Here is a 12,916-nt window from a genome sequence, read left to right as displayed (position 1 = left end):
TCCCGGACCGGCCCGGTCGCCCGTCCGGCCCCTTTTCCGGACGGGCGGGTCGCCGTCCGTACGGGACGGAGGCTAGGGGCGGTCTTTGGGGAAACTCTGTGACCGGTTTGCCCCGGCTGTGCCGATCAGCCAGTCGCGCCGGCCCGGCAGCCGGCCGCCGTCCGCGGGCAGGCCCCCGCCGTCCGCCGGCAGCCGGACCTCGAAGCGGGCGCCGGTCCCGTCCGGACCGTCCGTGACGGTGACGCTCCCCCGGTGCAGTGCCGCCTGCTGGGCGACGAGGGTGAGGCCGAGCCCGGAGCCCGCGCTGTCCGGTCCCCGCTGGAACCGCTCGAAGATCCGGGCGCGGGCGTCGGGCGGCACGCCGGGACCCTGGTCGTCGACCGTGACGAGGAGTGCGTCTTCGGTGCCGGTCACGCCGACCCGCACCCGGGCCCGGCCCTGTGCGTCGCGGCCGTGGGCGAGGGCGTTGCCGAGCAGGTTGTCCAGCAGCAGCCGCAGGCCCGGTTCCCAGCCGTGCACGGTGAGTCCGGGGGCGGCGTCGAGGGTGACGTCCGCGTCCGGGGCGCGGCGACGCGCCTCGGCGACGGCCGTGTCGGCGAGGTCGGCGAGGTCGACCGGCCGCAGCGAGTCGGCCTCCACGAGATCCGCTCGTCCCAGGTCGCGCAGCATCACCAACAGGCCGAGCAGCCGGGCGTGTTCGCGGTGCAGGTCGGCCAGGACCTCGGCGCGTTCGGCGTCCGGCAGGTCGGGGTGGTCGGTGATGATGTCGAGGTTGGTGCCCATGCTCATCAGCGGGGTGCGCAGTTCGTGCGCGGCGGCGGAGGAGAAGGAGCGGGCGGTGTCCAGGGCCTGGCCGGTGCGGGCGGCCTGTTCGTCGTAGCGGGCGAGGACCGTCCTGAGGGTGGCGGCGAGTTCGTCGACCTCCCGTACGCCGGTCCGTTCGGCGGGCAGCCGGGCGGTGCTGGTGCGCGGATCGAGTCCGGCGGTGCGGCGGGTGAGGCGGGCGAGGGGCGCGCTCGCCCCGGCGGCCAGCCCCCAGGCGAGCAGCCCGGACAGGGGTGCGGCGAGCAGCGCGGTGAGGAGCACCCGGCCACGGACGAGCCGGACCTGGGCGCGGTCTGCGGTGTCGGGTGAGAAGAGCCACAGGGTGCCCGAGGCGGTGGCGGTGCGGACCGGCCGGACCAGGGCCCGCCAACTGCGCCCGTCGGCGTGGACGGTGACGAAGCCGGCGGACCGGTCGGGCAGGGCCGCGGACGGGCCCGGCTGGGGTCCGCCGCTGAAGGTGGTGTCCGGTCCGACGAGCCGTACCCCCACGTCGAGGGCCGAGCTGAACAGCCGCCGCTCGCGGGTGTCGGCGGCCTTGGGGCGGCCGTTCGCCGAGGCTCGCAGCAGCCCGCGGGCCTCGGGGCCCAGAGCCACGGCGCGCTGCTGGAGGTGCTGGTCCTCGGCCCGGTGCAGATCCCGTGCGACGAGGCCCAGCAGCAGCCCGCCGGCGGCGAGGACCAGCAGGGGGACGGTGCCGCCGACGGCGAGGGCGATGCGGGTGGAGAGCCTCATGGCCGTTCCCTCAGGACGAAGCCCACTCCGCGCACGGTGTGGATCAGCCGGGGCCGCCTCCCGGCCTCCAGTTTGCGCCGCAGATAGCTGACGAAGGTGTCGACGGCGTCGGTGCGCACGTCGAAGTCGTAGCCCCACACCCGTTCCAGGAGCTGGTCGCGGGTGAGGACGAGGTCGGCGTTGCGGGCCAGCACCTCCAGCAGCTCGAACTCGCGCCGGGTCAGGTCCAGCGGGCTGCCGTCCCGCTCGGCGGTGCGGGCGGCGGGGTCGATCACCAGGCCCGCCACCGTCAGCCGCTCCCGGCCGGCCGGCGGGCGGCGGCGCAGCAGCGCGCGCAGCCGCAGCACCAGTTCCTGCAGGGCGAACGGTTTGACCAGGTAGTCGTCGCCGCCGGCCTGGAGCCCGGCGATCCGGTCGGCGGTCTCGTCCAGCGCGGAGAGCATCAGCACCGGCAGGTCCCGGCCCTCGTCGCGCAGCCGGGTGCACACCTCGATGCCGCTCATGCCGGGCATCGACACGTCGAGCACCAGGACGTCGGGCGGCACGTCCCGGATCACGGCGAGCGCCTGCGGCCCGTCGGCGGCGGTCCGCACCGCGAACCCGCTCAGTCTGAGGCCACGCTCCAGCGAGCGCCGGATCGCCGCGTCGTCGTCGACGACCAGCACCGCCCCATGCTCCGCCGTGTCCGTCATCCGCCCTCCTCGTCGCCGGGTCAGCGTACGACCCTCCGGCGAGCGTGCGGCAGCCCAGGTGGGGTTGATCCGGTACACGGGCACAAGCTGCCGTGCTGCTACAGGAGTTGGGGATCCAGCGAGCCGTACCGGCCAACTGGTCCAGACCTATTGACCCATGGTCCAGACCTTTCTACGCTCGCAGCACCGTGGGCGTGAAGGCTCAGTCATGCTCACGACATCCTCAACTCCCCCTAGTGAGGAGGCGCAGCATGCGCTTCAGACACAGAGCCGCGGCAGGGTTCGCGACCCTGTTGCTCCCCCTGGCCGGTCTGGTCGGTCTCGCGAGCCCCGCCCAGGCCGCGACGAACGCGACCGCCGCCTACACCAGGACCAGCGACTGGGGCACCGGCTTCGGCGGCCAGTGGACCGTCAAGAACACCGGCTCCACCAGCATCAGTTCCTGGACCGTCGAGTGGGACTTCCCCTCCGGCACGTCCGTGACCTCCGCCTGGGACGCGGACGTGACGAACTCCGGCACCCACTGGACCGCGAAGAACAAGTCCTACAACGGCACGATCGCCCCCGGCGCCTCGGTCTCCTTCGGCTTCAACGGCGCCGGACCCGGCTCCCCTTCCAACTGCAGGTTCAACGGCGACAGTTGCGACGGTACGACGGCCCCCGGCGACGCGCCGCCCTCCGCGCCCGGCACCCCGACCGCGTCGGACGTCACGGACACCTCCGTCAAGCTCGCCTGGAACGCGGCCACCGACGACAACGGCATCAAGAACTACGACGTGCTGCGCGACGGCAAGGTCGTCGGCACCGTGACGACCACGTCGTACACGGACAGCGGTCTGACCGCCGGCACCGACCACTCCTACACCGTGCAGGCCCGCGACACCGCCGACCAGACCGGCCCGGTCAGCGGCGCCGTCAAGGTGCACACCACCGGCGGCACCACCACTCCCCCGCCCACCGGCGACAAGGTCAAGCTCGGCTACTTCACCGAGTGGGGCATCTACGGACGGAACTACAACGTCAAGAACCTGGTGACGTCCGGCTCGGCGGCGAGGATCACGCACATCAACTACGCCTTCGGCAACGTCACCAACGGGCAGTGCGCGATCGGCGACTCCTACGCCGACTACGACAAGGCGTTCACCGCCGACCAGTCGGTCAGCGGCGCCGCCGACACCTGGGACCAGCCGCTGCGCGGCAACTTCAACCAGCTGCGCGAACTGAAGGCCAAGTACCCGAATCTCAAGGTGCTGTGGTCCTTCGGCGGCTGGACCTGGTCCGGCGGCTTCGCCCAGGCCGCGGCCGACCCGGCCGCGTTCGCCGACTCCTGCTACAAGCTGGTCGAGGACCCGCGCTGGGCCGACGTCTTCGACGGCATCGACATCGACTGGGAGTACCCCAACGCCTGCGGCCTGTCCTGCGACACCAGCGGGGCGGCGGCCTTCAAGAACGTGATGGCCGCGCTGCGCGCCAAGTTCGGTTCCAAGGCTCTGGTCACCGCGGCGGTCACCGCCGACGGCTCCTCCGGCGGCAAGATCGAGGCCGCGGACTACGCGGGCGCAGCCCAGTACGTCGACTGGTACAACGTGATGTCGTACGACTTCTTCGGCGCCTGGGACGCCCAGGGCCCGACCGCGCCGCACTCGCCGCTCACCTCGTACTCCGGCATCCCGAAGGCCGGCTTCGACGCGGCCGACGCGATCGCCAAGTACAAATCGATCGGCGTCCCCGCCGACAAGCTGCTCATCGGCATCGGCTTCTACGGACGCGGCTGGACCGGGGTGACCCAGGACGCCCCGGGCGGCACGGCCACCGGACCGGCGGCCGGCACCTATGAGCAGGGCATCGAGGACTACAAGGTCCTCAAGACGTCCTGCCCGGTCACCGGCACCGTCGCCGGCACGGCGTACGCCCACTGCGGCAGCAACTGGTGGTCGTACGACACCCCGTCGACCATCGCCGGGAAGATGAGCTGGGCCAAGTCCCAGGGTCTCGGCGGCGCGTTCTTCTGGGAGTTCAGCGGCGACACCAGCGACGGTGAGCTGGTGAACGCCATCAGCAGCAACCTGTAGAGGCGAACAGCAGCACACACTCGTTCACCCTCCCCCGGTCGTCGCCCGGCGGAGGGTGGATGTGCCTACGCCACATTCACCCGCTGTCCGGGCGGGGCTGCTTCCAGCCACGCGAGGAACCCGGTCAGCGCGTCCTCACTCATGGCCAGTTCGAGACGCGTGCCCCGATGGGTGCAGGCGAGGATCACCGCGTCGGAGAGCAGCGCCAGTTCCTCCTCGCCCTCGGGCAACCGGCGGCCGGCCACCTCGATCTGCGCACGCTCCAGGGTGCGGCGCGGGCGGAAGGCGTAGGAGAAGACCCGGTACCACTCGATGCGGTCGCCGTTGTAGCGGGCGACGCCGTACGACCAGCCCTTGCCGCCCGCGTCCGGTTTCTCGGCCACGTCCCAGCGCAGGGAACAGTCGAAGGTCCCGCCGGAGCGCTGGATCAGCCTGCGCCGCAGCCCGAACAGGAACAGCCCCACCACCACGAGCGCGACCACGATCCCGCACACAGTCAGAGCGAGGACCATCGGCACCGACCTCCTCGTCTCCTCGGTAACGGAACGGAAAAAACATCCATATCTGCCTCAGCCGCGGCCGGGTCCGGATTCCTCCGGTCCCAGCCGCGGCTGAGTGACATCATCGCGCCTCGCCTCCCCAGAGCCCAAAGGGGAGGTACCGCAGTCAGCGCGCGGCCGCCGCATGCAGTCGGACGTCCGCACGACGCTGGGCGTCCTCGTCCGCGGCCGCCCTCGCGCGCTCGAGCGCCCGCTCGGCCCGCTGGACATCGATCTCGTCCGCGAGTTCGGCGCTCTCGGCCAGCAGCGACAGCTTGTTGTCAGCGAACGAGATGAAACCGCCGTGCACCGCGGCCAGGACCGTTTCACCATCACTCGTTCGGATGGTCACTGGGCCCGACTCCAGCACGCTGAGCAGCGGCTGGTGACCGGCCATGACTCCGATGTCGCCGGACGCGGTGCGAGCGACGACCAGTCGGGCCTCACCGGACCAGACCTGGCGGTCGGCAGCGACCAGCTCGACGTGCAGCTCAGCAGCCAAGGGTGGCTCCTCGGGTCATCACCCGGCGATGATGCCGGGTGTTGGGGTCAATTCTAGTAGGCGTGGAGAGAGGGGCCGGACACACCCCCGAAAGGTGCGGCCCCGCCCCTCTCACCGTGAGCCCCGGGGCTCAGGAGACGCCCAGCTCCTTGGCCTTGGCCTTGAGGTCCTCGAGGCCGCCGCACATGAAGAACGCCTGCTCCGGGAAGTGGTCGTACTCGCCGTCGCAGATCGCGTTGAACGCGGCGATCGACTCGTCCAGCGGCACGTCCGAGCCGTCCACGCCGGTGAACTGCTTGGCAGCGTGGGTGTTCTGGGACAGGAAGCGCTCCACGCGACGGGCACGGTGGACGACGAGCTTGTCCTCCTCGCCGAGCTCGTCGATACCGAGGATCGCGATGATGTCCTGGAGATCCTTGTACTTCTGCAGGATCGTCTTGACGCGCATCGCGGCTTCGTAGTGGTCCTGCGCGATGTAGCGCGGGTCCAGGATGCGGGACGTGGAGTCCAGCGGGTCCACGGCCGGGTAGATGCCCTTCTCGGAGATCGGACGGGACAGAACCGTCGTCGCGTCGAGGTGGGCGAAGGTCGTGGCCGGGGCCGGGTCGGTCAGGTCGTCCGCGGGGACGTAGATCGCCTGCATCGAGGTGATCGAGTGACCACGCGTCGAGGTGATGCGCTCCTGCAGCTGACCCATCTCGTCGGCCAGGTTCGGCTGGTAACCCACCGCGGAGGGCATACGGCCGAGCAGGGTGGACACCTCGGAACCGGCCTGGGTGAAGCGGAAGATGTTGTCGATGAAGAACAGCACGTCCTGCTTCTGCACATCGCGGAAGTACTCCGCCATGGTCAGGCCGGCCAGGGCGACACGGAGACGGGTGCCCGGGGGCTCGTCCATCTGTCCGAAGACCAGCGCGGTCTTGTCGAGAACGCCGGACTCCTCCATCTCCGCGATGAGGTCGTTGCCCTCACGGGTGCGCTCACCGACGCCCGCGAAGACGGAAACGCCCTCGTGGAGGTTGGCGACACGCATGATCATTTCCTGGATCAGCACGGTCTTGCCGACACCGGCACCACCGAACAGACCGATCTTGCCGCCCTTGACGTACGGGGTGAGGAGGTCGACGACCTTCAGACCGGTCTCGAACATCTCGGTCTTCGACTCGAGCTGGTCGAAGGCCGGCGCCTTGCGGTGGATGGACCAGCGCTCGCCGTCGTAGGTCTCGTCGACGTTCAGCACCTCACCGAGGGTGTTGAACACCTTGCCCTTGGTGAAGTCACCGACCGGGACGCTGATGCCCGCGCCCGTGTCGGTCACCGTGGCCTGGCGGACCAGACCGTCGGTGGGCTGCATCGAGATCGTGCGGACCAGGCCGTCACCCAGGTGCTGGGCGACCTCCAGGGTCAGCGTCTTCTTCTCGCCGGCGTTGGCCGGGTCGGCGACCTCGACGTGCAGCGCGTTGTAGATCTCCGGCATCGCGTCGACGGGGAACTCCACGTCGACGACCGGGCCGATGACCCGGGCGACGCGGCCCGTGGCAGCGGCCGTCTCAACAGTGGTCGTCATTACTTGTCACTCCCCGCGGTCGCGTCGGCCAGGGCGCTGGCGCCACCGACGATCTCGCTGATTTCCTGGGTGATTTCGGCCTGGCGGGCCGCGTTGGCAAGGCGGGACAGCGTGTTGATCAGCTCACCCGCGTTGTCGGTCGCCGACTTCATCGCGCGGCGCGTGGCGGCGTGCTTGGAGGCAGCCGACTGGAGCAGCGCGTTGTAGACACGGGACTCGACGTAGCGCGGCAGCAGGGCGTCGAGGACGTCCTCCGCCGACGGTTCGAACTCGTACAGCGGCCGGACCCCGCTCTTCGACGCCGTCTCCGAGGAGTCGGTCGCCACCGCTTCGAGACGCATCGGCAGCAGGCGGGCGTCGATCGCCGTCTGCGTCATCATCGAGATGAACTCGGTGTAGACGATGTGGAGCTCGTCCACGCCGCCGTCCGCCGTGTCCTTCTCTATGGCCTCGATGAGCGGCCCCGCGATCTGCTTCGCGTCCCCGTACGAGGGATCGTCCGTGAAGCCCGTCCACGAGTCCGCGATGACGCGCTCGCGGAAGTTGTAGTGCGCGATGCCGCGGCGGCCGACGATGTACGTGACGACCTCCTTGCCCTCGGCCTCGAGACGCTTGGTCAGCTGCTCCGCCGCCTTGATGGCGTTGGAGTTGAAGGCGCCGGCGAGACCGCGGTCGCTCGTGAGGAGCAACACCGCGGCGCGGGACGCCGACTCCGTCTCCGTGGTCAGCGGGTGCTTGCTGATCGAACCGGTGGCGACGGCCGTGACCGCGCGGGTGAGCTCGGTCGCGTACGGCGTGGAGGCCGCCACCTTGCGCTGCGCCTTGACGACGCGCGAGGCGGCGATCATCTCCATCGCCTTGGTGATCTTCTTGGTCGCGGTGACGGATCGGATGCGACGCTTGTAGACCCGGAGCTGGGCTCCCATGAGTCAGGTCCCTTCCTTACGTCACTTGGCGGCAGCGGCCGGAGCGTCCTCGCCGAGCAGCTTGCCGTCGGAGGTCTCGAACTGCTTCTTGAAGTCCGCGATCGCGTCGGCCACGGCCGTCAGCGTGTCGTCGGACATCTTGCCGCCCTCCTTGATGGAGGTCATGAGGCCCTGCTCCTTGCGGTGCAGGTACTCCAGGAGCTCCTTCTCGAAGCGGCGGATGTCGGCGACCGGGACGTCGTCCATCTTGCCGGTGGTGCCGGCCCATACGGAGACGACCTGGTCCTCGGTGGCCATCGGCTGGTACTGCGGCTGCTTGAGCAGCTCGACCATGCGCTGACCGCGCTCCAGCTGGGCCTTCGAGGCACTGTCCAGGTCGGAACCGAAGGCGGCGAACGCCTCCAGCTCACGGAACTGGGCGAGGTCCACGCGGAGCCGACCCGAGACCTGCTTCATCGCCTTGTGCTGCGCGGAACCGCCGACTCGGGAGACGGAGATACCGACGTTCAGGGCCGGGCGCTGGCCGGCGTTGAACAGGTCGGACTCCAGGAAGCACTGGCCGTCGGTGATGGAGATGACGTTGGTCGGGATGAACGCCGAGACGTCGTTGGCCTTGGTCTCGACGATCGGCAGACCCGTCATCGAGCCGGCGCCCATGTCGTCGGAGAGCTTGGCGCAGCGCTCCAGCAGACGGGAGTGCAGGTAGAAGACGTCACCCGGGTAGGCCTCACGGCCCGGCGGGCGGCGCAGCAGCAGGGAGACGGCGCGGTAGGCGTCGGCCTGCTTGGAGAGGTCGTCGAAAACGATGAGGACGTGCTTGCCCTCGTACATCCACTGCTGACCGATGGCCGAACCGGTGTACGGCGCAAGGTACTTGAAGCCGGCCGGGTCGGACGCGGGGGCGGCGACGATGGTCGTGTACTCGAGCGCGCCGGCCTCCTCCAGGGCACCGCGCACGGACGCGATGGTGGAGCCCTTCTGGCCGATGGCGACGTAGATGCAGCGGACCTGCTTCGACGGGTCGCCGGTGCGCCAGTTGTCGCGCTGGTTGATGATCGTGTCGATGGCCAGGGCGGTCTTGCCGGTCTGGCGGTCACCGATGATCAGCTGGCGCTGGCCGCGGCCGATCGGGGTCATCGCGTCGACGGCCTTGTAGCCCGTCTCCATCGGCTCGTGCACCGACTTGCGCTGCATGACCGTGGGGGCCTGCAGTTCGAGCGCCCGACGGCCACTGGTCTCGATGTCGCCGAGACCGTCGATCGGGTTGCCGAGCGGGTCGACGACGCGGCCGAGGTAGCCCTCGCCCACGGCGACGGACAGCACCTCACCGGTGCGCTGCACCGGCTGACCCTCCTCGATGCCGCTGAACTCGCCGAGGACGACCGCACCGATCTCGCGCTCTTCCAGGTTCAGTGCGAGACCGAGGGTGCCGTCCTCGAACTTCAGCAGTTCGTTGGCCATGGCCGAGGGCAGGCCCTCGACCTTCGCGATGCCGTCGCCGGCAAGGGTGACCGTACCGACCTCCTCGCGCGAGGCCGCGTCCGGCTTGTACGACTGGACGAAGTTCTCCAGTGCGTCCCGGATCTCCTCCGGCCGGATCGTGAGCTCCGCCATCTGGGTTCCCTGCTCTCCTTGTTGGGCCCGAAGTCTTTGGGGGTCTGGGGCTGTTTCCCTTAGCGGCTGCGCCGCGGGCCCCCAGCAATCTTCTGCAATTTCTGCACGGCCCAACCGGGCCGCTGTTCTTCTTGTCGACGGGTGGCCGTCAGCCGGCCAACCGCCGCGACGCCTCTTCGAGACGCTCCGCGACCGTGCCGTCGATGACCTCTTCGCCGACGCGCACCGAGATCCCGCCGAGGACCGTGGGGTCCACGTCCAGGTTCAGATGCATCTGGCGTCCGTACAGCTTCGCCAGCGCGGCGCCGAGACGCTGCTTCTGTCCGTCGGTGAGCGGCACCGCCGAGGTCACGACCGCGACCGCCCTGTCGCGGCGGGCCGCGGCGAGGCGGGACATCGTCTCGAGTCCCGCTTCCAGGCTACGTCCCCGCGGTCGCGTCACAAGACGCACGACCAGTCGTTCCGTGACCGGGTGGGCCCGGCCGCCGAGCAGGCTGTGCAGCAGCTCGCTCTTGGCCTCGACCGAGGCCGCCCGGTCGGTGAGCGCGGCACGCAGTGCCGTGCTGGACTGGACGATCCGGCCGAACCGGAACAGCTCGTCCTCGACGTCGTCGAGCGCGTCGGCCTGCTGAGCCGCCGCCAGGTCGGCGGTGGCGGCAAGCTCCTCCACCGCGTCGACCAGGTCACGCGAACGCGACCAGCGGGAGCGGACCATGCCGGTGACCAGGTCGACGGCCGCGCCGTCCACGCGCCCGGTCAGCAGCCGTCCGGCCAGCTCGGCCCTCGCCTCGGCGGACTGCACCGGGTCGGTCAGGACCCGGCGCAGGGCCACCTCACGGTCGAGGAACGCCGTGACGGCAGCCAACTGCTCGGCGAGCTGCGCGGCATCGACCGACGGGGTGTCGGTCAGTACCCGGAGGCTGTCCCGCGCGGCTGCGAGCGCTTCGCGGCTCGCTCCGTTCATGGCCTGGCCTCGGCCTTCGCAGCGCTTTCCTCGAGCCCGTCGAGGAAGCGGTCGATCGTACGGCTCTGCCGAGCGTGGTCCTCGAGGGACTCACCCACCAGCTTGCCGGCCAGCTCGGTGGCCAGCTTGCCCACGTCCTGACGGAGCGCGGCGACCACGGTCTTGCGGTCCGCCTCGATCTGGGCGTGACCGGCGGCGACGATCTCGTCGCGCTGCCGCTGGCCTTCCGCCCTCATCTCCTGGATGATCACAGCGCCCTGCTCGGTCGCCTCCTGGCGCAGGCGTGCTGCCTCGTGCCTGGCCTCGGCGAGCTGAGTCCGGTACTGCTCGAGGATCTGCATGGCCTCGGCCTGCGCTTCGGCCGCCCGCTCGATGCCGCCCTCGATCGCGTCGCGCCGCTCTTCCAGGGTCTTCTGGATGTTGGGCAGGAGCTTCTTGCCGAGGACGCCGAAGACGATGAAGAAGCAGAGCAGGCCGACGATCAATTCCGGGGTGGAGGGGATGAGCGGATTCTCCGCTCCCGCCTCAGCCAGGAAGGCCATCATGTCTGAACCTTTCGTCGAATGTGGCTACTGGTCGTCAGCTGCTGAAGACGAAGGGAACGACCAGACCGAGCAGTGCCAGCACCTCGCAGAGCGCGAAGCCCAGGAACATGTTGGTGCGGATGATCGGCATGGCCTCGGGCTGACGGGCCATGGCCTCGATGGAGTGGCCGAAGACCAGACCGATGCCGACACCGGGGCCGATGGCGGCGAGACCGTAGGCGATCGCGCCCATACGACCCGCGACGGAAGCGGCAGCAAGGTTAACGAGCTCGGCAGACATTTCCCTGTCTTCCTTTTGTGATGTGTGCGATGCGGTCCGTTGGGAGGGCTTCCCAGCGGCGGTGGTGCGGGAGGGCTGCAGGGGATGCAGTGCGGGTCAGTGACCCTCTTCGAGCGCTCCCTGGATGTAGATCGAGGCGAGGAGCGTGAAGATGTACGCCTGAAGGAACTGGATCAGAACCTCCAGGGTGGTCATGGCGAGCGCCAGCAGGAACGAGCCACCGGCGACGGCCGACATGATCGACGGAGTGAGCAGGTACCAGGACGCCACGCTGAACATCACGATCAGCATGTGGCCGGCGAACATGTTGGCCCACAGCCGCACCGCGAGGGTGAACGGGCGCAGGATCACGTTCGAGAAGAACTCCAGCAGGACGATCAACGGAATGAGAGGCTTCGGCAGACCGTCCAGCCACACCAGGTTCTTGACGCCACCCTTGAACCCGTGCGTCTTGAACGTGAGGAACATGTACGTGACGTACACCAGCGCGGCGAGTCCGACCGGGTACGCGAAGCGCGAGGTCGCCGGGAACTGCGCGAGCGGGATGATGGACATGACGTTCATGATCCACACGAAGAAGAAGAGCGACGTGAGGAAGGGAACGTACTTGCTGCCCTTCTTGCCGATCACTTCCAGGGCGATGCTGCGCGCGACGAAGTTGTACCCGATCTCGCCGACCAGCTGCAGCTTCCCGGGGACCAGCTTCGGCTTGCGGAAGGCGGCAGCGAAGAAGCCGATCACGACCAGCATGCAGATGACCGTCAGGAGCATCGGCTTCGTGAAGTCGAAGCTGCCGATGCTGAAGATCGGCTTGAAGTCGAACGAGTGGAGGCCCGGCGCAGGAAAGGCACAGTCGGCATTGATGTGGCAGCCGCTTTCAGCGAGCAGCGTGTGGGCACTCACCCGTGACTCCTTCGTCGTGACGCATAAGAAACGGCAACCTTGTGTGTCAGCGCGGCTGGTGAGGCCGCTGTTCGGCACTGGGGACGTGTTGGTGTGACGGTGCCGCCGCAGTCCGTGGGGCGCATCCGCCGCGGGCCCGGCAGCTCGGATTCCGCGCTGTGATCACAGCTGTTGATCCGAGCGAGCCGAAGACCGTGAGGGCGATGCCCTCCTCCGCTCGAGAAGCGGGAGGACCCCTCACCGGAGGCGCTCCCGGACGATAGCAGACGGGGATGTATCGCCTTTACGCGCCCCCTACACCGCATCGTGGGACTCCGCCTTGACCGGGTCCGCCTCCTTGGCAGGCACGGACGGCTCGGGGTTCACGTAGAGCATCCGGCTGGTGAGGCTCTGCCGCACCTGCCCGCCCACCCAGGCCAGCGCGGTGACCAGCAGGCTGAGGGCGAAGGCCCGGCCGTTGAAGAACGTGGCCTTGCCGAAGGCGAGGATGAAGACGCCGATGAGCAGCATCTGCACGGTGTAGACGAGCAGGCCCGCCGTCATGGCGAGTTGCGGCCTGTCCTGTGTGATGCGCATCAGCGCCCAGGAGCCGAGGCCGAAGAAACCGCCGACCACGGCGAGTGCCACCAGCGCGCCGATCAGACCCTTCTCACCGGCGACGAGCGCACTGACAACGGTGGCGACGATGCCGACAGGGGCGGCTGCGATCGTCGCGCCCCGGAGGATCCGGGCGTCGTTTGGCTGCATGCGGGGGT

13 protein-coding genes are annotated in these 12,916 nt (G+C 69.3%); 1 reads left to right on the top strand and 12 read right to left on the bottom strand.

From position 1 onward, the window contains the following. Positions 1–72 precede the first annotated feature (72 nt). Positions 73–1,557: a sensor histidine kinase gene (locus AC5WRT_RS08640; protein WP_496100093.1), complete on the bottom strand. Its 1,485-nt coding sequence runs from the start codon at positions 1,555–1,557 to the stop codon at positions 73–75. Continuing rightward, positions 1,554–2,249 (bottom strand): response regulator transcription factor, encoded by a 696-nt coding sequence (locus AC5WRT_RS08635; RefSeq protein ID WP_496100092.1) that lies wholly within the window; start codon positions 2,247–2,249, stop codon positions 1,554–1,556. The genes AC5WRT_RS08640 and AC5WRT_RS08635 overlap by 4 nt, the downstream gene beginning before the upstream one ends. 251 nt (positions 2,250–2,500) lie before the next feature. Between AC5WRT_RS08635 and AC5WRT_RS08630 the strand changes: the two genes are divergently transcribed. Next, complete coding sequence (locus AC5WRT_RS08630; protein WP_496100091.1) at positions 2,501–4,321, top strand: glycosyl hydrolase family 18 protein; 1,821 nt, start codon at positions 2,501–2,503, stop codon at positions 4,319–4,321. A gap of 65 nt (positions 4,322–4,386) precedes the next feature. On the opposite strand, the gene AC5WRT_RS08625 is transcribed toward AC5WRT_RS08630, so the two are convergent. The 10 genes from AC5WRT_RS08625 to AC5WRT_RS08580 form a co-directional block, all read right to left on the bottom strand. Then, entirely contained in the window at positions 4,387–4,833 is a 447-nt protein-coding gene (locus AC5WRT_RS08625; RefSeq protein WP_496093494.1) for a DUF2550 domain-containing protein, read from the bottom strand. Between the two features lie 154 nt (positions 4,834–4,987). Then, the gene (locus tag AC5WRT_RS08620; RefSeq protein ID WP_496093495.1) at positions 4,988–5,362 is read right to left on the bottom strand and encodes a F0F1 ATP synthase subunit epsilon; all 375 of its coding nucleotides are present in this window, start codon (positions 5,360–5,362) and stop codon (positions 4,988–4,990) included. Positions 5,363–5,492: 130 nt separating this feature from the next. After that, complete coding sequence (atpD, locus tag AC5WRT_RS08615; RefSeq protein ID WP_496093496.1) at positions 5,493–6,929, bottom strand: F0F1 ATP synthase subunit beta; 1,437 nt, start codon at positions 6,927–6,929, stop codon at positions 5,493–5,495. Continuing rightward, a complete protein-coding gene (locus AC5WRT_RS08610) occupies positions 6,929–7,855 on the bottom strand; it encodes a F0F1 ATP synthase subunit gamma (protein WP_496093497.1) in 927 nt (308 codons plus the stop codon). The genes atpD and AC5WRT_RS08610 overlap by 1 nt, the downstream gene beginning before the upstream one ends. Before the next feature lie 21 nt (positions 7,856–7,876). Continuing rightward, positions 7,877–9,469 carry a F0F1 ATP synthase subunit alpha gene (gene atpA / locus AC5WRT_RS08605; RefSeq protein WP_496093498.1) on the bottom strand — a complete coding sequence of 531 codons (1,593 nt, stop codon included), beginning with the start codon at positions 9,467–9,469 and terminating at the stop codon, positions 7,877–7,879. 148 nt (positions 9,470–9,617) lie between these two features. Next, complete coding sequence (locus AC5WRT_RS08600; RefSeq protein ID WP_496093499.1) at positions 9,618–10,433, bottom strand: F0F1 ATP synthase subunit delta; 816 nt, start codon at positions 10,431–10,433, stop codon at positions 9,618–9,620. Beyond that, positions 10,430–10,978 carry a F0F1 ATP synthase subunit B gene (locus AC5WRT_RS08595; RefSeq protein ID WP_496093500.1) on the bottom strand — a complete coding sequence of 183 codons (549 nt, stop codon included), beginning with the start codon at positions 10,976–10,978 and terminating at the stop codon, positions 10,430–10,432. Before AC5WRT_RS08595 ends, AC5WRT_RS08600 begins: the two co-directional genes overlap by 4 nt. A gap of 34 nt (positions 10,979–11,012) precedes the next feature. After that, positions 11,013–11,258: an ATP synthase F0 subunit C gene (gene atpE, locus AC5WRT_RS08590; RefSeq protein WP_016438241.1), complete on the bottom strand. Its 246-nt coding sequence runs from the start codon at positions 11,256–11,258 to the stop codon at positions 11,013–11,015. 96 nt (positions 11,259–11,354) lie between these two features. Then, positions 11,355–12,161: a F0F1 ATP synthase subunit A gene (gene atpB, locus AC5WRT_RS08585; protein ID WP_496093501.1), complete on the bottom strand. Its 807-nt coding sequence runs from the start codon at positions 12,159–12,161 to the stop codon at positions 11,355–11,357. A 294-nt stretch (positions 12,162–12,455) separates the two neighbouring features. Then, positions 12,456–12,908, bottom strand: a complete 453-nt coding sequence (locus AC5WRT_RS08580; RefSeq protein ID WP_496093502.1) for a Cg1360 family ATP-synthase-associated protein — start codon at positions 12,906–12,908, stop codon at positions 12,456–12,458. Positions 12,909–12,916 lie beyond the last annotated feature (8 nt).

The sequence above is a fragment of the Streptomyces sp. NTD91 genome, assembly GCF_059510455.1.
The sequence above is the reverse complement of the archived record's forward strand: the minus strand, read 5'-3'. Positions and strand labels throughout refer to the sequence as shown.